This is a genomic window from Paenibacillus sp. NPDC056933 (assembly GCF_042674385.1).
Lineage (GTDB): Bacteria > Bacillota > Bacilli > Paenibacillales > Paenibacillaceae > Paenibacillus.
The window spans coordinates 421,479-441,615 of the sequence record NZ_JBHUQN010000003.1 but is presented as its reverse complement, the minus strand read 5'-3'; the positions used below and the strand labels follow the sequence as shown (position 1 = coordinate 441,615).

The 20,137-nt window shown below is 48.2% G+C and carries 18 protein-coding genes and 2 pseudogenes; 1 reads left to right on the top strand and 19 read right to left on the bottom strand.

The features are described from left to right. Positions 1-35 precede the first annotated feature (35 nt). The 16 genes and pseudogenes from ACFTRD_RS22220 to ACFTRD_RS22145 form a co-directional block, all read right to left on the bottom strand. On the bottom strand, positions 36-1,145 hold the full coding sequence (locus ACFTRD_RS22220) for a hypothetical protein (RefSeq protein WP_379383809.1): 1,110 nt from the start codon (positions 1,143-1,145) through the stop codon (positions 36-38). Between the two features lie 56 nt (positions 1,146-1,201). Beyond that, on the bottom strand, positions 1,202-2,707 hold the full coding sequence (locus ACFTRD_RS22215; protein WP_379383807.1) for a sensor histidine kinase: 1,506 nt from the start codon (positions 2,705-2,707) through the stop codon (positions 1,202-1,204). Beyond that, positions 2,704-3,414 (bottom strand): response regulator transcription factor, encoded by a 711-nt coding sequence (locus tag ACFTRD_RS22210; RefSeq protein ID WP_379383805.1) that lies wholly within the window; start codon positions 3,412-3,414, stop codon positions 2,704-2,706. Before ACFTRD_RS22210 ends, ACFTRD_RS22215 begins: the two co-directional genes overlap by 4 nt. A 215-nt stretch (positions 3,415-3,629) precedes the next feature. Then, positions 3,630-4,471, bottom strand: a pseudogene (locus ACFTRD_RS22205) (Rpn family recombination-promoting nuclease/putative transposase). Between the two features lie 86 nt (positions 4,472-4,557). Beyond that, a complete protein-coding gene (locus ACFTRD_RS22200; RefSeq protein WP_379383801.1) occupies positions 4,558-5,454 on the bottom strand; it encodes a helix-turn-helix transcriptional regulator in 897 nt (298 codons plus the stop codon). 235 nt (positions 5,455-5,689) lie between these two features. Then, entirely contained in the window at positions 5,690-7,099 is a 1,410-nt protein-coding gene (locus ACFTRD_RS22195) for an MATE family efflux transporter (protein ID WP_379383799.1), read from the bottom strand. A 338-nt stretch (positions 7,100-7,437) separates the two neighbouring features. Further along, positions 7,438-8,325, bottom strand: coding sequence for a carbohydrate ABC transporter permease (locus ACFTRD_RS22190; protein ID WP_379383797.1), 888 nt, complete (start codon positions 8,323-8,325; stop codon positions 7,438-7,440). Between the two features lie 30 nt (positions 8,326-8,355). Further along, positions 8,356-9,237: a carbohydrate ABC transporter permease gene (locus ACFTRD_RS22185; RefSeq protein WP_379383795.1), complete on the bottom strand. Its 882-nt coding sequence runs from the start codon at positions 9,235-9,237 to the stop codon at positions 8,356-8,358. 30 nt (positions 9,238-9,267) lie between these two features. Continuing rightward, positions 9,268-10,587, bottom strand: coding sequence for an extracellular solute-binding protein (locus tag ACFTRD_RS22180; protein ID WP_379383793.1), 1,320 nt, complete (start codon positions 10,585-10,587; stop codon positions 9,268-9,270). Positions 10,588-10,708: 121 nt separating this feature from the next. Continuing rightward, complete coding sequence (locus ACFTRD_RS22175) at positions 10,709-11,503, bottom strand: response regulator transcription factor (protein WP_192271652.1); 795 nt, start codon at positions 11,501-11,503, stop codon at positions 10,709-10,711. Beyond that, a complete protein-coding gene (locus ACFTRD_RS22170; protein WP_379383790.1) occupies positions 11,490-13,259 on the bottom strand; it encodes a cache domain-containing sensor histidine kinase in 1,770 nt (589 codons plus the stop codon). Before ACFTRD_RS22170 ends, ACFTRD_RS22175 begins: the two co-directional genes overlap by 14 nt. A 294-nt stretch (positions 13,260-13,553) precedes the next feature. Beyond that, positions 13,554-14,381: a carbohydrate ABC transporter permease gene (locus tag ACFTRD_RS22165; RefSeq protein ID WP_076287389.1), complete on the bottom strand. Its 828-nt coding sequence runs from the start codon at positions 14,379-14,381 to the stop codon at positions 13,554-13,556. Then, complete coding sequence (locus tag ACFTRD_RS22160) at positions 14,381-15,247, bottom strand: carbohydrate ABC transporter permease (protein WP_379383787.1); 867 nt, start codon at positions 15,245-15,247, stop codon at positions 14,381-14,383. The genes ACFTRD_RS22165 and ACFTRD_RS22160 overlap by 1 nt, the downstream gene beginning before the upstream one ends. 25 nt (positions 15,248-15,272) lie before the next feature. Further along, the gene (locus tag ACFTRD_RS22155; protein WP_379383785.1) at positions 15,273-16,511 is read right to left on the bottom strand and encodes an ABC transporter substrate-binding protein; all 1,239 of its coding nucleotides are present in this window, start codon (positions 16,509-16,511) and stop codon (positions 15,273-15,275) included. A gap of 260 nt (positions 16,512-16,771) precedes the next feature. Continuing rightward, positions 16,772-17,266: a signal peptidase II gene (gene lspA, locus ACFTRD_RS22150; protein WP_379383783.1), complete on the bottom strand. Its 495-nt coding sequence runs from the start codon at positions 17,264-17,266 to the stop codon at positions 16,772-16,774. Between the two features lie 76 nt (positions 17,267-17,342). Then, positions 17,343-17,471 (bottom strand): hypothetical protein, encoded by a 129-nt coding sequence (locus tag ACFTRD_RS22145; protein ID WP_267132509.1) that lies wholly within the window; start codon positions 17,469-17,471, stop codon positions 17,343-17,345. Positions 17,472-17,500: 29 nt separating this feature from the next. On the opposite strand from ACFTRD_RS22145, the gene ACFTRD_RS22140 reads away from it, so the two are divergent. Continuing rightward, positions 17,501-17,980 (top strand): heme-degrading domain-containing protein, encoded by a 480-nt coding sequence (locus ACFTRD_RS22140; protein WP_379383781.1) that lies wholly within the window; start codon positions 17,501-17,503, stop codon positions 17,978-17,980. A gap of 72 nt (positions 17,981-18,052) precedes the next feature. On the opposite strand, the gene ACFTRD_RS22135 is transcribed toward ACFTRD_RS22140, so the two are convergent. From ACFTRD_RS22135 to ACFTRD_RS22125, 3 genes and pseudogenes are all read right to left on the bottom strand, one after another. Continuing rightward, complete coding sequence (locus tag ACFTRD_RS22135) at positions 18,053-19,000, bottom strand: nucleoside hydrolase (RefSeq protein ID WP_379383779.1); 948 nt, start codon at positions 18,998-19,000, stop codon at positions 18,053-18,055. A gap of 60 nt (positions 19,001-19,060) precedes the next feature. After that, positions 19,061-19,465: a DUF350 domain-containing protein gene (locus ACFTRD_RS22130; RefSeq protein ID WP_379383777.1), complete on the bottom strand. Its 405-nt coding sequence runs from the start codon at positions 19,463-19,465 to the stop codon at positions 19,061-19,063. Then, positions 19,465-20,133: pseudogene (locus tag ACFTRD_RS22125) on the bottom strand (glutathionylspermidine synthase family protein); the annotation flags it as partial. The gene ACFTRD_RS22130 and the pseudogene ACFTRD_RS22125, both read right to left, overlap by 1 nt. Positions 20,134-20,137: the final 4 nt, after the last annotated feature.

The following is a 20,137-nucleotide window of genomic DNA, read 5'->3' as shown; positions in this document are numbered from 1 at the left end:
AGGCCTGTGCCCTCACGGGAACAGGCTCATCATGATTACTGCGAGATCGTAATGACCGAGGTGACGAAATGATACGATTCATTTTCCTGCACTGCCTGTGACAACAAAATCCGATTACCTTCCGGGCTCCAGTTTAGCGGATCAGATGCGTTATCCATATCGGCCGAGATCTGGAACTGCTCCGCCGATTCTGTATTGGAGACGAACAGCCCTTTTTCATCGTCACTTTCCGAATTAATGGTATAGGCAATTTTGGAATCGTCACCAGACCAGCTTGTTCCGAAGATTTGCGTGCCTCTGGCAAGCGTTGCTTTTTCATTTCCTTCCAGATCGGTCAGCACCAGCGCCCGTTTGGTATCAGCTGTTTTTTTCACAATCGCCAGTCTCGAACCATCATTGGACGGAATCACCCACTCTACACTTTTTAGCACCTGCTTCACTTCGCCGGTCTTCGCACTGTATGCATTCAGCTGCCCGTCCGTACCTGTGATGTAGTAGATTACATCGCCTGAAACGCTGACGCTGCTTACATTGAAGTTACCCGTCTTGACCAGCACTTTGGTCGTTCCATCCACACTCGCTGATACGATATCCCCTTTCATATTCGGGAAGACAACATGTTTCTCGTCCAGCCAAGCCCCTTCAAAGACGAAACCGTCGTCCTTGCCAGCAGGAGCTACTTCCCCGTTGTGCAGATTCAGTATGAAGCCCTTGCCCGTCGACTCCTCTGGTTCTCTGTAGAAAATATACTGACTATCTGGCGACACAATCGGTGCACCCAGGCTAACTTCACTTTCCTTCACAGGTGTATCTGTGCCCTTCGTCAGATCATACATGTATAAGTTATGCGGATAGCGCTTCTCACCCTCAACAGTGACAGGCTTCATGGACGTGTTCTCTTTATCCGACAAAATCCAGTCATTACTCAGCCACGCTACCCCGCGCATATTCGGCAGTTTATCGATTTTCTCCAGCTTAAAGCTCTGGTAGACCGACGTATTCGTGTTATCCTTCACCGTAATATCCGTGCCGGATTTCCCATCCTGTGTATCTCTCCCCGGCTCCGTTGTTCCCCCGCATGCTGTTGCCGATAATAGGACGATTGCCCCGAGCGTACCCAAAGCCGCCTGTTTCCAATTCATCATGGTCCCTCCTGATTGCTCTTCTATAGACCAAGCATACACATCGCATACTTCCAAAGTTATTCAGACTTGTTTCCAACTTGTAAACTCAAATCAGCCAGAGGGAAAATCAGCTGGAACGTTGTTCCTTCCACATGATTCGTCTCATTAAGCAACAGTGTAATCGTACCGCCCTGCTTCTCAACAAATTGCTTGACGAGCGATAGCCCCAGCCCGGTTCCTCCGGTTTTTCTGGCCCTGTCTTTGTTAACGGTGTAAAAGGGTTCAAAAATCTTCTCCTGCGCTTCTGCCGGAATCGGCGTACCCGAGTTGAAGATGCGAATAACCGCTTGTCGCTCCTGCATCCGCAGTTCATTGCTTACCCGGATGACACCTCCCGGCACGTTATATTTAATGGCATTATCCAGCATATTGATGAAAATATGCATCAGGCTCTCGCGATCACTGCGGATCACCGCAGGCTGCAGATTCAGTTCCATGTTCAGCGCAAACTTCTCAGCCTTTCCTCGCATCCGGCCACAGGCATCCTCCAGCAGGGCACGCACCTCTACATCTTCCGCCTGATTCTCGAAATCATATTTCTCCAGAGCAGACAAATGCAATACCTTCTCCACCATCTCGTACAGCCGCTCGGTTTCCTTGCCAATATTGCTCGTGGCATCATCCAGCAATTGTGGATCATCCTTATACATGTCCAGCAGCTCGACATACGCCTTAATTGACGTAAGCGGTGTCTTAAACTCATGGCTGATGTTGCCAATATATTGTTTCTGCTGCTGTTCCAGGGCCTGAAGCTTCTCAATGGCGAGTTGGAGCTTCTGCTGTTCGGCATGCATGGCTTCAATATTGTGCTGAATGGATGTGCTCATATAATAAATGCCCTGTCCCAGCTCACCCAGTTCATCCTTGCTTCTCACAGGTGATTCGGTAATATAATGCCCTTCACGGATGGAATCAGCAGACTTCTTCAAGCGGGTTATGGCAACAGCAAAACGGTTGTAGAAGAGATATCCCAGAATGAAACTTAGTCCCACAACTGCAATCCCCGCCCACATAAATAACTGAAGGATGCGGGCATAGAATTCATGATAGCTCTGAACCGGATACTGCATTCGTACAGCACCCATCTGTCCATCCGGCCCATCCAGCGGTGCCATATATAGCAGGGTATCTCCCTGTTCGTGGTAAGCAATTTTATTTTGCAGCGCATAGTTTAGCGTATTCTGAATATCTGCACTTTCTTCAGACGTGATTGAGGAGCCGACCTGCCGCCCGTTCATATCATAAAGCGCAATGGGCAGACCTGTAGAGCTCGCAAGCTCCTGAGCCAGCCTGCGACCATTTTGCTGTAAAAAAACCTCCTGCTCCAGACGAACAGCTTCGGTATAGTAAGACTGCCGTACATTCAGATTGACCAGACGGGTCTGCTGGGACAGAATGGTCTCAATCTGTGTCTGCTGGTTGCGCTCAATACCGCGCAGTACAAGGGAACTGAGCACTACGACGGTCAGGATCAGTAATGCGGCCAGAAAAACGCTGAATTTCAGCTTGATGCTGACTCTCATACCGAGCCGCCTGGTTCAGGGGCTGACGCCTTGTATCCAATTCCGTATACCGTCTGCAATTTTTGCTGATCGGTATCACCAATTTTTTTGCGAAGCCGCTGAATATGAATATCCACCGTACGTGTTCCCCCCGCATATTCCATGCCCCACACCCGATCCAACAGATCATCCCGCGTATATACCCGCTCCGGATTGGACATGAGGATGGTGAGCAGATCGAATTCCTTTGGCGTCAGATCCAGCTTCTCCTCATTCACCGTCACGGTGCGGTGAGCGATATGGATGCGTAGCGTTCCATTGACGATAGCCTGATTCTTGGGATCATCAGATGATGGGCTGCTTTTCTCCACGCGCCGCATTAACGCCTTTACCCGAGCGAGCAGTTCTCGGATCTCAAACGGTTTGGTCATATAATCATCCGCGCCCATTTCCAGGCCGACGATTTTATCCACGATATCATTTTTGACGGTCAGCAAAATAATGCCGATATCCTCCCGGTCCTCCAGCCTGCGGCACACGCCGTATCCATCCAGCTTGGGCATCATCACGTCCAGAATCATGACCTGCGGGTGAAATGACGCCACCTTGACTAGCGCTTCCTCGCCGTCATTTGCTGTCTCTACTTCATATCCTTCGCGCCGCAGCGCGTAAGCAATAGCACTGACGATGCTTGATTCGTCATCCACGACCAGCACTTTTTTATTCATCGGATTCATCCTCTATATATGTCATGATTTATATTATTCTTTGGATCTATGTTAACAAGGTATGGCCTGATTAGCCATGGAGGACTTTACAATTTGCAAGAAAAGCCTATATTCTCTTCTCAGCTTGTACTTCGCTTCACTTTTTTTATACCCCAAATATAACAAAAAAGAGCCAATCCGTATTTGGATCAGCTCTGGATCGTGTTGATTTAGTTTCAGTTACTGCTTGGCAGCAGTTTTTTGATTTCCTCTTCAGAGAGTCCAGAGGCTTTCACAACAGCAGACGTGTCCACGCCAAGTGCAAGCAGCTCACGAGCCATTTCTCTTTTTCCTTTGGCCTCTCCCTCGGCAAGCGCACCTTCTATCATCGACTTTTCATCGCTTAGTGCTTTCATCCGCGCATCATAAGCCATTCTCGTAGCTGCATCCTGACTCAGGAATTCCAGCGTGTCCATCGCCTTTTTCAGCATCGGTTCATTCATCGCCAGCACCTCCCAGTTTGATGGATCAATCCCTTTTAAGAATAAAAGCCAGTTCACCAGTCCACCCTTCTCCATAGGGACAGGGTGTTGATCCAGTTTGGTCAATTCCATCACATGAATTTCTATATCATCCGTCAAACCAATACCTGTATGATCTTCACGTAAATGAAAAACATTGTGATATCGTTCATTGTCCAGACATGAGTAATTTAAAATATTGATCGTCACGCATTTTTTCAAAAGATTATAGTTCTCGCCCTTCTTGATCTGGTGAGAGTACATTTCGCTCCAGTAGAACAGCGTCCTTTTTTCCATATTATACGGATTAAACAGCTGCATCTCAATGTTGATTAACTTGCCTTCCACCGTACGCGCTTTGATATCCAAGATGGATTGTTTATCTTCCGGACTATCTTTGTCCGTGAACGTGTTAATAAGTGTAATCTCCGTAAGAGGCGATTCACCGGTTTCAATAAACGTGCTGTTAAGGAAAGCTAACAAGACATCTTTACTTTGCTCACTTCCAAAAATACTTTTAATACAAAATCCACTCGTGGATCGAGCAAATCCGCCATCCAGCATCAGCTCCATTCTTCACCAGCATTATATCATAATTCCCATACTTTCTTCAGTTTAACGTTGAACCTGCATTCATATCTGATCACTCCTCAAATGACAGATTCAGCGGCTCGTCCGACATCTCGTACTCTGTCTCCATATGTGTCAGCGGTGTGTTCAGATCAACCTCTTCGAACCGGAAACTATCCACCCACACTTTGCCTTTACCGTTCAAAATAACCCCGAACGAAATGACCGCGCTGCCCTCCGGCACATCAAGCACAATACTATACTGATTCCATGGCTGCGTACCCGTAATGGGCCGATCATGCATGTTATCGAATTGAAGCACATCCTGGACATTGTTATCCAAGCGCATCCATAATCCGCAGAACGCATCCACAAGCTCGGTCTTCACGAATCCCGATAACTTCATCCGCTTACCCACATACTTGTCCGCTCTGAACTGCTGCATCATTGTTGCGAACTCGTTAGGCTCCATCGGCGTAACTGCCTTCAAATATCCTGAAGCTTTCCCCTGATGCACTTCGGCAGGATCAATACCCATCTCATAATTTTGCGGATGACTTCCGGTTAACATCCAACCTGTAATCGTTGACGTCTGATTCATCTGTAATTCTCCTCCTCTGGTTCTTCCTTCGAATAATTTCAAATCGAACAATTTGCGAAAACGTCCTGGAGGCATGTCATATAATTTGCGGAATGCGCGGGTGAAGGCTTCCTGACTCTCAAATCCACAAGTCAGGGAGATGTCCAGAATGCCTGCATCCGTCGATCGCAGGGCCGTGGACGCCAGACTCATCCGACGGTTTCGGATATAATCCACCACGGTCATGCCAACCTCATTACGGAAAACCCGGTGGTAGTGATACGGCGACAACAACGCCTCGGACGCCACTTCTTCCAGCCCGATATCCTCATGCAGATGGGTTTCAATATAGAACAAACTTTGCTGAATCATTGCACGGTAACGGCTCAACTGAGGTAAAGCCCCCTTCCATATCCTTACTATACGTGAATGATGTCATCGCCGTTTTGATCATTTTTGCTATCCCCACTCTTGCTGACCTCTGCCGGAAATGCAAAGAGAGCCAATCACGGATTGAATCCTTTCCGTAATTGACTCTCCTGGGAAACTGCTGCTCCGTGGCTCCTGTAGAGGCACTCCATTGATCTACAACAGGTTCATTTATCTATTCGCACAACATTCTTCGTCAGACAGCCGGTACCGGCTGTGCACCAACCTCTTCGTCATCATGCTCCACAAGGTCATGTTTCTCCCAAGCCCGGCTCTTCCAGCGAAAATACATAATGACAGCGCGTGTCCACTCGTCTGCAGCAATCGCAAGCCAGACGCCAGCGAGTCCCATGTGAAGCTTGAATACCAGCAGGTAGCCCAGCGGCAGACTCATGCAGACCATCGAGATCAACCCCATGTATACCGGGAACTTCGCATCACCTGCGGCACGAAGGGAACCAATAATCACAATATTGCAGGTTCGCCCGGTCTCCAGCAGAAGACTGAGCAGGATCACCTGCGCACCCAATTTGATAATTTCCGGATTATCCGTGAATATACTCATCAGCGGCACACGGAACAGAATAATAATCACGTCGATTACAATCGTGGCGAGCAGCGCCCACTTCACACTGTCAAATACGCGTTTGTATGCATCATTCTTGCGTCGCGCACCAACCAACCGGCCAACAATAATAGATGTCCCCATGCCGATCGCCATGCTGAATAGATAGATGTAGCTTGAAATGTTACCTGCATATTGCCGGGTAGCCATCGCTTCCGCACCCAGATAGGTCACGTACAATGTGAAGACGAGCTGGCAGGACTGATATACAACCGATTCCAGCGCAGAAGGAATACCGATTCGCAATATTTTGCTGATAAACTTCTTCGAAAGATTGATGTAATAGCCGAACTCCACCCTTACATCCATAACCCGATAGAGCAGCCAGAAGAAAATAATCAAGCAGATCAGGCGGCTTCCAACCGTCGAGATCGCTGCCCCTTCCACACCAAGCTTCGGCAGGCCGAAATGGCCAAAAATAAGAGCATAGTTACCAATGACGTGAATCACGTTCATCAGAACGGAAACATACATCGTTTCCTTGGTGTAACCATGCGTACGAATCGTCGCGGCCAGCGCGTTAATCAGCGCCTGAAGGAAGATCCCGCCTCCGACTATACTTATATAAGAACGGGCAAAATCGTATATTTCACCTTGAATATGAAGCAGTGTCAACAGATGTCCTCCGAACAGAAGGAAGCTTCCGCTCAGGATCAGTCCGACGATCAGATTCAACGTAATCGCATTACCCGTGACCTGTGCCGCCTCACTCAACTTCTTCGAACCAATATATTGTGCCACAACAATCGCAGCGCCATGTCCAATGACTTCCAGTACAAGAATCGCAATGGAAATAATCTGGTTGGCTGCTCCGACTCCGGATACTGCATTATCTGACACCGAACTGAGCATGAACGTATCCACGCTCCCCATCAACATAAACAAGAAGAGTTCCAGGAAAATAGGCCATGTTAGCCGAATCAGATTCAGATCCTTGGCATCCGAACGCAGGGACTCTTGGGTTGAGGATATTGCTGTCATTTTCTCACCTTTCCCGTGTGGGCTTTAATTCTTAGGGTATGTTAGCACAGGTAGTTTGAAAATGCAGTAGTTTTGCAAAAAAAACTGAAAGTTTTTTGAAATACCATAAAAAGGAACTTTCATCTTTTCATTTAGATTATTTACATCATCTCCATATACCCGCTTTTTGTATGGTTTGGTTCAATGCATGAGATACTCCACGCATATTCCCATTGCAATGGAATCAGCTCGTGACAAAGGCCCCATCCACTGCCCTTTTGTATGGGAGGTGGATGGGGCCAGAATCAACTTTTTCAATGACGCAAATGCGCCTGTATGCTTCATATGAATTTTATCTTTTATCCTTTTACCGATCCGGCAGCAATACCCTCCACAATTCGATTGCTCAAGACGAGGAAGGCGATCAGGATCGGCAGGATGCTAATCATCAGTGTCGCACCAATGGCTCCCCAATCCGTTGTGTACTGTCCAATAAAGTTCTGGACTCCAACGGTCAGAGTTTTGTATGCATCTGTGCTGATGAATGTATTCACGAAGATGAATTCATTCCAGTCATAGATCATGTTAATAATTGCCGTCGTGGCGATCACCGAAGATGTCATCGGCAGGACGATACGGAAGAAAATTCGATGAACGGAGCAGCCATCCATCACCGCTGCTTCCTCCACTTCCCGTGGAAGGGCGTAGTAGAAGCCCAGCAGGATCATAATGGTGATCGGCATATTAAATGCGATGTATGACAGAATGACCGACAATGGATGATCCGTAAGGTGAAGCTTCAGGAACAGGCTGAACAGTGGGATCAGGGTAGAGTGCACAGGGATCATCATACCTACCATGAACAACCCCAATACCAGTGATCGCCCTTTCCAGCGCATACGAGTGATCGCAAAGGTAACCAGACTCGCGAACAGCACAGTGAACACGACAGACACAACCGTAATCCAGACGCTATTGAAAAAATACAGACTGATGTTGCCTTCCGTCCACACCTTCACATAGTTCTCCCAACGCGGAGTCGCAGGAAGGGCGAACGGTGCCATATCGAATACTTCCTGATTATTTTTGAGCGAGAACAGCAGCAGCCAGATCAAGGGCAAAATCTGCAGCAGCGCCACCAGAATTAGCAGGATGTAGAGCAGGACATATCCGAGCCTTCTCAGCACGGTCGGTCCCGTGCCTGTTCCCGGATAGGCTGGCAACCGAACCGCGGTATCGGTCTTCACAGGGATGGACCTCCTTTCATTTCACTTCACTCAAGAATACTGAATGGTGTCCTTGGATGCCGTAGCCTTTCGAAGCAGCCAGGTGACGACCAGACATATCACGAGCAGGAAGAAGCCAACAGCACTCCCGTAACCAAAGTCGAATCCTCGGAAAGCCTGATGATACATATAGGAAGCCATCACCTCACTGGAGCCATTCGGTCCACCGTCCGTCATCACATAAATGAGGTCAAAGTATTTTAGCGAGCCAACGACAGCCAGTACAATGGTCACTTTGATCACTTCCGAAATTAGAGGCAGCTTGATTCGGAAGGCGATCTGCCAAGGGCTCGCTCCATCGATCCGAGCTGCTTCAACCAGCGACTCCGGGATATTCTTGAGCGCGGCATAGTAGATCAGGATGTAAAATCCGGCATACTGCCACAGAATAGGTACAAAAAGGGCATACAGCACCAGGGATGGCTCCGCCAGCCAGGCTGGCGGATTGGCAATCCCGATTGCTTCCAGAAAGGAGTTAAGCACACCATTGCTGGGATGATAAATCTTTAGCCATAACTGGGCAATGGCGACGGAGGACAACAGCATCGGAATCAGATATATTTTCCGAAACAGGTTGGCTCCCTTAATTTTGCCTGACAGTACCAGGGCAATCATCAGATAACCGATCAAGCTCAGTGCAGAGAACAAGGCTAGCAGAAAGGTATGATATGCACTCTGCCAGAACGCTGCGTCATGAAGCAATCTTGCATAGTTTTCGAAACCGATAAAGGTCATTGCGCCGATCCCGTCCCACTGCATCAATCCGTAATATCCGGTCAGTACGATCGGTACATAGATCAGGACCAATAACAGCAGCAGCGCGGGAAGCACGTACAACGCAGCGACTAAACGGTTGGACATGACTTTATCCATCACAATATCCTCCCTATGAGCGTTGTACGGTTAGTTGCCTTTATCAATGGCTGCCTGATGATTCTTCACAAAATCCTCAGGAGTGACCGCTTTTCCGAACAGCGCCTGAATCATGTCCAGATGAACCTGGGCTGCCGTCGGTTTCATCTGCACGTCGGCGAATAATGTCAGGCTGCTGGCCTGATTCAATTCATTCAGCAGGTCTGTGTAAAGCTGCGGCAGTTGTACTTCCGCTGTGTCCACTTTTGTTGCCGGAATGACACCAGCTTCGGTTACAGAGCTTTCGCCCCATTTCTCCACAAAATATTGAACGAATTTCTGAGCCTCATCCTTCACTTTGGAGTTCTGTGCGACGAACAGGCCTACACCCGGACCGCCGACCCAACTGTTAATATCACTTTTGCCGCCATCCATCGTTGGGAATTTGAAAAATCCGATTTTATCCTTGAACTCCTGCGGTATATCCGGGTTGGTGGTATAGTTCGGAAGTTCCCAGGTGCCCATGAGGTACATCACGGCTTTCTCATTCATAAATTCCGATTTTCCCTCATCATTGGACAGGCCGTTATAGCCTTTGTTAAAGGCGTTCATATCCACCAGCTTCTGTACTTCCGTTGCCGCCTGGATCAAGGCAGGATCATCAAACTTGCCTGTTCCATTGATAGCCTTCTCCAGTGCATCCCCGCCCAATCGGTTAGCCAGATACATGTACCAGAGAGAACCAGTCCAGCGATCCTTGTTACCTAGAGCGATGGGAACCTCGCCATTGTCTGTCAGCGTTTTCACAACATTCAGGAATTCATCATATGTGGCTGGGGGTTGCAGATTATATTTGGCGAAAATGTCTTTGTTGTAATAGATCGGAGATATGTTCAGTTCAATCGGGAGCGCATAGGTTTTCCCGTCTACCGCATATGCCTCGGTTGTTCCGGCAATGAATTTCCCCTCAAGTGAACCACTCAGGAGGTCATCCAGCGGAGCAAACAGATTGCCCTTCACATAAGGCTCCAAAAAACCTGCTGCCCACGTTACGCCTACATCTGGGAGTTCATTGGAAGCGGACAAAATTTTCAATTTGTTCTTATATTGCTCATTCTCCAGCACTTCCTGTTTGATGGTCACGTTGGGATGATCGGTCTGATACTGTTTGATGATCTCATTGACCAGCTTATTCTGCTGTGCAGAGCTGCCTGCTGGCCAGAGATGCATAAACTTGAGGGTTACTTTTCCATCAGAGCCACTTCCACTCGCTTCACCCTCTCCATCAGAACCTGAATTGCTGCATCCGGATAAAAATATGGCGAGGATAAGTGTCAGTGTCAGTAGCATTGCTATTGGCTTTTTTCTCATATTCCCAACCCCCTGTAATGGTTATTCGGTTGATGTAACCGCTTTAATAAAATTGTAGCATGGGTACATCTCCCTCATAAGACCAGGATGATTTGGAAAAACTCCACTATTTTGTGGTTATTTATTCCTCTTTTTGAGCCGTAATGGAATGTCTGTATTTGCTAGGACTGAGCCCTTCGAGGCTTTTGAATACCTTAATAAAATATTTATCGGTCTGATAGCCGACCTGTTCGGCGATCTCCGAGATTGGCAAATGCGTCTGAACGAGCATCTCTTTGGCCCGCTGAATACGTGTACGTGTCAGATATTCGCTAAAATTGATTCCGGTCTGCTCCTTGAACAGCACGCTAAAATAACTTGAGTTCACGTGCAGCATACCTGCAATTTCCCGCAGGGTGACATGTTCGCTCAGATGCGATTCCACATAAGCAACAGCTTCACTGATCTGGGGACTAAGTCTCTGGTCTCCCCGTTCCTTGGCATCCAGCAGCTTGGGATCAACCAGCTTCTGCATGGTCTGAATACGCCGCTGCTCATCACCGAGCTGCAGCGCCTTCTCTACCGTCTGTATCAGCTGCTCTTTCTCAATTGGTTTAAGCAAATAATCTACCACGCCGAGCTTGATGGCCTGCTGTGCATACTGAAAATCGGCGTGCCCTGACATAATCAACACGACAGGCTTGCTCGGAAAGTGCTGTACGGCTTCAACCAGGGACAGGCCGGAGAATTCAGGCATGCGAACATCCGTAATCAAAAGGTCTGCCGTTCGGTCCTGGAGCCATGCCACCGCCTCGACTCCACTTGCAGCTGTTCGGATCTCATTCCGACCGGTTGACCAACCTTCCAGCGTCTTGCGAATCCCTTCTCGTGTACGTGGCTCATCATCAACGATAAGAATGGTTCTACCTTGAATCATATACACCCTCCGTATCCTTCGGAATCTCAAAGCATATGACGGTCCCTTCACCGACCTCGCTCATAATGGAAAGCCTGCACATTTCCCCAAGCTGACTGCCAAAATAGAGCTTCAACCGACGATGGACGTTGATCAAGCCCACCCCTGTTCCCTTGTCGGAAACAGCAGGTCCACCGTTCAATGCGCAAATAACAGATTGAAGCCGAGCATCATCCATGCCAGGTCCATTATCTTGTACCTCGATGCGAACCAGCCCCTCCTTCGTGGAAGAATCAACTAGAACGCTTACCTTTCCTGGTCCAATTTTGCTCTCAATCCCATGAAGAATGGCATTCTCCACCAATGGCTGTATGAGCAGTTTGGGGATTCTGACCCTTCGCATCGCATCGCTTAGATTAACCTCCCATTGCAACCTTTCTCCCAGCCTCATCTCCATAATTCGAAGATAACGTTCCGCGTGTTCCAGTTCATCCGCAATCGTAACCCATTCATCCTGATTGGGGCTGGAGATGATGTAGCGAAATAATCGGGACATCGCCACAACCATACGAGCCATTTCCTCGTCCCCTTTGTCCTCCAGCGACCAATAGAACGCCTCAAGTGTGTTAAACAGGAAATGGGGATTGATCTGCGACTGGAGCGCCTTCAATTCCGTTCGGGACTGCATGATTTCCTTTTCGTACACCTCTTGGGTCAATTCGTTCAGTCGGTAGACCATCTGGTTGTATACTTCATTGAGCTTGTGAATCTCCATCGTCGAGCTGACCATTAGGTTGGGCTTCATGGCTCCTGGGCGTGCACTGCGCATGGCCCTCATCAGTCGGGTGATGGGACGTGTAATCATTGTAGACAAGAGGAAGGACATAATGAGGAACAATACAACCCCAAACAAACCGGAAATAAGCAGCGCCATACGAAGAATGGATACCCCCTCCGTCGTCTCGCTCACAGGAGTAAGGACAGCAAGTGTCCACCCCGTCATTTCGGAATGCTGTTTGACAACGATGTAGGGCTCTTCCCGGGTCTGGACTACTGAGCTCTCACTGCTCAGCAATGCCTCCACATCCAGACTTGTATCCAGATTGGAAGTAACTACACTTCCGGTCGCATCCACCAGCAGAATAGAGTCCTGTACATCGTCCTCTGCATCCAGATCATTCAGTTGAAAAAAACTGCGCTGCATCCGCACCACAACATATCCCCCATGATCGAAGGCCCGGTCCATCAGGTTGATTCGCCGAATCGCCATAATGACTCCCGGATCTTCCGGATCGGGACCTGTCCAGACCAACCGACCTTTCTCCTCATCTGCCTCTGCAATCCAGTGCTGCCCGATCCTTTTGTCCAAAGATCGGTCATCCATGGGAAATATTCTGCTGTAATTTGTCGTGTAAATTTCCAAGCTCTGCACACCGCTCATAAAGGATTGGTAGCTGCTCACAATCTGCAAGAGCGCTTGACGTTGATTAAACATAGCCGGTTCTGCGCCTTTCTCATTGCTCAGCAGACGCTGAACATAAGGATCATCCGCTACTTGGGCTGTCAGAGAATTAACCTGTGCAATTAAGGCATCCAGTCTGCCATTAGCCTGAACAGCAGTCTGATGGATATGCTTCTCTGCATTAGTCTTCAGCAAACCGGATACTCGATCGTAGGCGACAACTCCCGCAATAAACAACACCACCAGCATGACCAATACAAAGCCAACAAAAATCTGATTGCGCAACGAGTTCCATCTGCCCAAATTCCCTCGCAAACCCCATTCTCCTCCCCGCATGTAAAAGAAATCGCCACCCGTTTCTCATGTTGGGTAGCGATTGAGTACAAGTATGCCGGAATCCATCATCGCCAATGGTTGAAGCGTTTACATATTGGCTTATTGATCTCTTTCACCGCGCTTTGTTTAGCGATTAAACTAACGACTAAAAAATAGCACAAATTCCCATCTTAATCAATCTTTTAAATACAGGGCTGCTCCACAAACCAGAAGCTCACGAAAACAAAAAAAGGAACAAAAAAAGGCCGACTCATTGAGTCAGCCTCTTCTTCATTATTTCACCGAACCTTGTGTCACACCGTTGATGATCCACTTCTGTGCAAATAGATAAATGATGATCATCGGCAGCAAAGCCAGCAGGTACGATGCAAACGCCAGGTTAAAGTCGGTATTGAATTGACCCTGGAACACATATTGTACCAGTGGAAGCGTGTATTGTGCCGGATCGCTAATAATAATGAGTGGCAGCAGAAAGTCATTATAGGTAGACAGACAAGTTAGAATACCAACCGTGGCACTGATCGGCGCCATCAATGGGAAAATGATTTTCCAGAACGTGCCCCAGGTTGTTGCTCCATCTACGAAGGCTGCTTCCTCCAGCGCTACCGGAATGGACCGAATGTAACCTACATACACAAATACGTTAAAGGCAAGTCCATACACCGTGTGCAGCAGGATAAGACCCAGCAGATTGGTCATTTCCAGTGAAGCGGTCAGCTTAACAATCGGCAGCATGATGATTGGAAACGGAATGAACATCGCGCTGACAAAGTAGTAATACAGCCCTTTGAAAAACTTCCGTTTCTCCATATTCCGTGCAATGGCGTATGCGACCATAGAGTTACTGAGCAAGGTCAGGATAACTGTCGATGCAGTAACAATGGCACTGTTACGGAATGATTGGAAGAAGTTAGTCATGTCTATTGCACTTGCAAAGTTCTCCCAGTGGAGTGTTGTCGGAATGGCAAATACGGATTGGGCCATTTGCTCCGGATTTTTCAATGCAATCGTGACCGTCATATATAAAGGGAACAGAATGAACAAAGTGCCCAGAACAATTAACAGCATGACGGGCCAGTTCGTACGTAAACGGCTTCTCATTACAGATCCATCTCCCTTCTTTGCAGGAACCGGATTTGTAGAATCGAAATCACTGCGATAACGATGAAATAAATAACCGAGTTTGCAGATTGATACGCGTATTCGCCGCCTTCAAATCCACCCGTGTAGATCAGATGGGAGATGGACTGCGTTGCTCGCCCTGGTCCACCATTGGTTAATGCGACGATCTGATCGAAGACCATCAGGGAGTTTTTCATCGCCAGCACCATATTAATCGTGAAGAACGGGGCAATAAGCGGAAACGTAATACTCCAGAATTCACGCCATTTGCCTGCACCGTCCAGATTTGAAGCCTCATATAATGTGGTCGGAATGGTTTGCAATCCTGCCAAATATAGAATCGTATTCAACGCGACCGATTGCCACACCGCCACAATGACGATTCCGATCCATGCCAGGCTTTCGCTGCCCAGAATGTTGGTAGATAGGGCGTTGATCCCCAGGTTCTGTCCCCAGATCGGGAATACGTTAGAGAAAAGGTAGTTAAATATGTAACCCACAATCAATACACTCAGGATATTCGGCAAGAAGTAGATGCCACGGAAAAAGTTACGGAACTTGATCTTGGCATTCAGCCCGAGTGCAATGAGCAGGCTTAGAATATTCGTCAGGATCGTTACAACGATCGCAAACTTGAAGGTAAACCAGTAGGCGTTGCCTACATTGTCATCCTGAAAGAGATTGAAATAGTTTTTGAATCCAACAAAGTCATAGCCTTTTCCGAAACCATTGTAATTCGTAAATGAATAATAGATCCCCTGAAGGGCCGGCAGTGTCATAAATACGAAGAACAGGATTACCGCCGGAACCGTCATCCAGTAATAAGGCGCGATGCGCTTGTTCATACTCCATCCTCCTTCGGACAAGGTGTTATCGCCGATTCGCTACCTTGTCCCATTCTTTGTCGAGTGTATCCAGATAGTTGTCGATGTTCTTATTTTGCAAAAAGGACTGTACGATGGAATTCAGCTGCACCGCAGCCGGAATGTAGTGATCGGCGAAGTCGATAACCTTGCCCTGCTCAATGTAAGGGGTCAGTTCCTGTACAGCAGGATCGTCCTGTTTTACACCCTCCACCGCAGAGAACAGCGTCTGTTCCTTAATGTACTTGCCTATATTTTCAGGTTCCACCAGAAACGCGAGGAACTGCTCGGCCTGCTCTTTATGCGGCGTATCGGCTGCAATGGTAAACAGGGAGTCGATTCCGTTTACCAGCTTGATCTGGCTTGGATCGTTGCCCGTCGGGAACGGGAAGAAACCAATGTCCACATTCGGGTTCGCTTTGCGAATCTCGGAGATCGCCCAGGTTCCCTGGATGTACATAAATGCTTCACCATTGGCAAAGGCCCGGTTACCATCCGAATACGCCTTACCAAAGTTATCGCCGTGACCGTAATTCATCAGCTCCAGCTGTTTCTCGGCGACCTCGCGGTATTTCTCCTTGAAGGTCACCTTGTTCTCGCGGCGCTCCAGATAGAAATCAATACCGACCAAGTTAGGTCCAAGTGCATTGAACGGCAGATTCGTTTGCCAGTCATCCTTGTATGTGAAGTAAAACGGAATTTTACCCGCATCCTTAATTTTTTGGGCCGTAGCAATCAGCTCGTCCCAGGTCTTGGGTACATCCAGACCCATTTCCTTAAACAATGTTTTGTTGTACATGATGCCGTTTGCATTTGTTGCGTAAGGTACGCCCGTCACTTTATCCATACCCGTGACATCCTTCAGCATCTGTATGTAGTTGGGATCGATCGTTTTTAACAGTGGACTGTCTGTCAGATCCGCGAAAATATCACTCTGTGCAAGAATGGAATAGGTATCCGTTGCCCCCATCGCCATAATGTCGGGCACATCATTCTTCACCACACGTGTCTTCAGCACCGTCTCCGCGTCTGGTGGATTCACCTGAGTGACTTGAATATCGGCGTGTTCGGCGTTGAATGTTTTGATTAACTCGTCAAAGGTTCCTTTGGCTTCGGGCTTGTTCTGAAAAAATTCTATCTGTACTTTTCCGTTGGCGCTTTTCCCGCTTGTACAGGAAGATAGAAGCACAGCCGTTATTCCACAAAGCAGTATAATCCCGAGTGCCTTGGTAAGCGATGTTCTCATGTTGTACCTCCCTCAGCTTATATACGTAAAGATTTACCCATTAAATTAGTGGATTAACCATATGGTTAATCCTCCCACCGACTCATACTATGAGCGTTGGCTATAATGTACTCTATTATTCCTAAAACGATTTCGACAAAATTGAATCAAGCCCCCTGACCATGCATCCGGTTATCCGCATAACAAAAAAGGACATCGGAATAGGTCCGATGCCCCTCAACTATTCATTTACAATTACTCACAGCAAAGCTGTTGTTGCCTCATGATGAACGCCCGATTTTCGGTAAAGAATTACGTAAACGCTTGGCCCGATAACTCTGAAATGCACGAATCAGCATGCCAATTACCAGTAGAACAACACCTACATTGATCGCAACATCCGCCAAATTGAGTATCCCGCGTCCTGACGGAAATACGAGGAAATCCGTTACGCGTGCGTATATAAAACGGTCAATCGCATTCCCCAGCGCACCTCCGACCATGAAGCCGGCACCCGCCTGCATCCAGAATCCGCGAATTTCACCCTTTCTCCGATAATACATCATGCCCGCCACAAATAGAATGGCGACTACGCCGAACAGACGCGCATTCCCTTGGAACAGGCTGCCGGCCATCCCGCTGTTCTCATAATGCTGCAACTGCATTCCCGAATCGCCAAGTCTCATCGTGTCGCCAACTTCCATATACATCCTCACCGCCATCTTGGTTCCCTGATCGACCAAGGTAACCAGCAGTGCTATAAAATAAAACAGCATATCGCCTCTCCTCCTGCCTGACTGCGCCATAACCTATGTATACCTCAAAGGTTTCTGTTGTAACGTTACTTTCACTTTAACACACCCGAAGCAATGTCTCCAAATGATTGACCGTATAAGAACGAGTAAACGGGTAAAAACCCGGCTTATCGTCCTGCCTGCACGCAGCAGCAGGTACTTCATGATGCACGTCGAATGTAGACATGAACCACACACGCAAAGGAGCTGCCTAATTTGAACCTAACGATGACAGAAAAATTAAAGGAAATGCAGCAGGAAGAAAAGGATTTGATATTTCAGACATTCGATGCTGAAATGGCGCTCACACTCGGACTACATTTGGTCGAGGAAGCTAAACTTCGTTCCAAGGCGGTTACCCTGGATATCACCGTCAAGGGACATCGTCTTTTTTTGCATGCCATGGAAGGGACTCATCCCGACAACGAAGACTGGATTCGACGCAAGAACAACGTTGTGAATCACTTTTCCTCCAGCTCTTGGCACACAGCCCTTCGATTGAGAAGCGAGAATAAAACGCTTGAACATGATTTTAACCTGCCTTCCTCGGACTATGTGCTGGCTGGTGGTGCTTTTCCACTGATTGTGGAGGATGAGGGGCCAATCGGCACCATTACCGTATCCGGCCTGCCAGATGAGGAAGACCATGATCTGGTCACCTCCGGAATTCGCTCTTTTTTACTGCAGCAAGGCTAGATTGAGCAAACGAAAAAAGCCCCCCTGATCACTTATGGATCAGGGAGGCTACACCTTCCAGCAAGCTTGAACCTATTGGATAGCTGAAAGCACATCCAGCAGCATGGACTTGAACTTCGGCCGATCAATGGCCTCGCAGACACGTACGTTTGACTCTTTGCCGAAACGTCCGTTGATATCCACAACGCTGTATCCGCGCGTTAATTCTCCTGCTGCTTCCACATCCACATAATACTGGCCGGATTGGGTCATGAGCGACTCATCTGCGGCAACAGCCATTAACAAGGTGTCCGGGTGAGTGGTGCCATTCAGTTTATGTACCGATTTGTTGAACTGCATAACCACTTTGTTGATGGCGGTGAAGAAATCAGCGCCCGATGTGCCGAGAGCTGCAATCTCTGCATGATCGTCATCATCCATAACGGAGTATTGGGTACACATCTCCCAGCCAACCATGGTGATCGGAATGCCGGCATGCAGTACAATTTTGGCCGCTTCCGGGTCCACATAAAAGTTATACTCCGCGGCTGGCGTAATATTGCCCAGTGCATTATTCGTTCCGCCCATGATGTAGAGGTGAGCTATCTCCGGAATAATGGTTGGGTCCTTCTGAATGGCCATCGCAATGTTGGTCAGGGGTGCAATGGCCAGAAGCGAGATCTCGCCAGGCTGTGCGTGGACCTTTTCAATGATAAAATCAACCGCATGCCCGCTTTCGGGACGCTGGTCTGCCTTCGGGAAGTGGGCTCCGCCCATACCGTCATCACCATGTACGTCTTCCACCGTGCGGTGTTGGGCCTTTCCGTAGGCCATTAACGGACGTTCGCACCCTTTGTATACAGGCACCTTGCCGCCATGTCCAGCAACCTGTACGGTGTACAGGGCGTTTTCAACCTCTTGGTCAAACTGTACGTTTCCGCCTGTAATTGTAATGCCCTCCACCTGGAAATGGTGCAGTGCCGTCAGAATCGCAATCGTATCGTCTCCAGCTGTATCTGTATCGATGATGACTTTTCTCATGATGCCGCGCTCCTTCTTCGTTGGATTGATATTCATTCCAATTAAACACTAGGGTTCATTTTACATCAAAAACGTACCGATGACGATGGAAACGCCGATGATAATGGAACGCAGCAGCTGTGCAACCGCCATATTGCCACGTGCGATTTCGTCACATACCCGCATTTTTGGCGTCAGGAAGTCAAATATAATATAGACCAGACACAAAATAATGATCCCCAGCGCTGACCACAGCAGCATATCCAGCCACGAATGCGTGGAGAAGGACACCATGCCCACAATGATACACAGTCCCAGCAATTTACTACCCATATACATGCCCGCTGCCTCGTTGCCTTTCGCAATTTCCTCACTATCGTTATACCGGGTCAACTGGCTAAAAGCAAAATACCCACACACCAATACAACCAGCAGAATGCCAATACCTATCGCTACATTCAGCAGATTCAATCCCAAATTGTCCATTATTTCTCCTCCTCATCTTCCATCCGTTCATTGACCACAGCCGCACAATAATAGGCCATATCCCCGGTGACCTTCTCCCCGATTCGGGGCAGCACTCCGGCAAAGCGTCCACCAATGACAAACACCCCTGTAAGCAAATAGCCGCTGTACTCGCCAGCCTCAGTCTGAATCACGGCTTGCTCCATCGGAACCAGCTGCTGATAAATTTTAGGCTGGTTATTATAATAGGCTGCAATCTCCTCATCTTCGTGCATTTCAGCTGTTATATTGGTTATGTGGACGTCCAGCTGATTAGAGACATCAGTTTGGCCCGCATTATGAACCGACTCCTCACCCAGCAGCGAGGTGCCCCGACCTTCGCGGCCCCAATAACTTTTGGCCACATAAGGTATCGCACTTAATTCGAACGGCCCAGCCTCAAAATAGGTTGGTAGCAGATACCGGGAGATCGCAGCCAACTCTACATCGTTAAACAGCCGAAACCCGCAATATTCGGGGGTTTGTTCATTGCGTTCATAGAGCGACCAGATTGCAGCCATGAAGCCCTTGCTCTGCATCAGCACATGCTGTGCAGGATTCATCAGCCCTAAGCGCCCATCCTGTACCAGCCCAAGCAGCGCTGCACCGATGTCCACCCCCGTCGTTTCATCTCGATCATCGACTAGATATTAC

Coding starts and splice junctions, on each gene's coding strand:
- ACFTRD_RS22220 (WP_379383809.1), bottom strand. CDS start 1,145: ATGATGAATTGGAAACAGGCGGCTTTGGGTACGCTCGGGGCAATCGTC.
- ACFTRD_RS22215 (WP_379383807.1), bottom strand. CDS start 2,707: ATGAGAGTCAGCATCAAGCTGAAATTCAGCGTTTTTCTGGCCGCATTA.
- ACFTRD_RS22210 (WP_379383805.1), bottom strand. CDS start 3,414: ATGAATAAAAAAGTGCTGGTCGTGGATGACGAATCAAGCATCGTCAGT.
- ACFTRD_RS22195 (WP_379383799.1), bottom strand. CDS start 7,099: ATGACAGCAATATCCTCAACCCAAGAGTCCCTGCGTTCGGATGCCAAG.
- ACFTRD_RS22185 (WP_379383795.1), bottom strand. CDS start 9,237: ATGGATAAAGTCATGTCCAACCGTTTAGTCGCTGCGTTGTACGTGCTT.
- ACFTRD_RS22180 (WP_379383793.1), bottom strand. CDS start 10,587: ATGAGAAAAAAGCCAATAGCAATGCTACTGACACTGACACTTATCCTC.
- ACFTRD_RS22175 (WP_192271652.1), bottom strand. CDS start 11,503: ATGATTCAAGGTAGAACCATTCTTATCGTTGATGATGAGCCACGTACA.
- ACFTRD_RS22165 (WP_076287389.1), bottom strand. CDS start 14,381: ATGAGAAGCCGTTTACGTACGAACTGGCCCGTCATGCTGTTAATTGTT.
- ACFTRD_RS22160 (WP_379383787.1), bottom strand. CDS start 15,247: ATGAACAAGCGCATCGCGCCTTATTACTGGATGACGGTTCCGGCGGTA.
- ACFTRD_RS22155 (WP_379383785.1), bottom strand. CDS start 16,511: ATGAGAACATCGCTTACCAAGGCACTCGGGATTATACTGCTTTGTGGA.
- lspA (WP_379383783.1), bottom strand. CDS start 17,266: ATGCTGTTTTATTTTATAGCACTGCTGGTTACCTTGGTCGATCAGGGA.
- ACFTRD_RS22145 (WP_267132509.1), bottom strand. CDS start 17,471: ATGTCTACATTCGACGTGCATCATGAAGTACCTGCTGCTGCGTGCAGG.
- ACFTRD_RS22135 (WP_379383779.1), bottom strand. CDS start 19,000: ATGAGAAAAGTCATCATCGATACAGATACAGCTGGAGACGATACGATT.
- ACFTRD_RS22130 (WP_379383777.1), bottom strand. CDS start 19,465: ATGGACAATTTGGGATTGAATCTGCTGAATGTAGCGATAGGTATTGGC.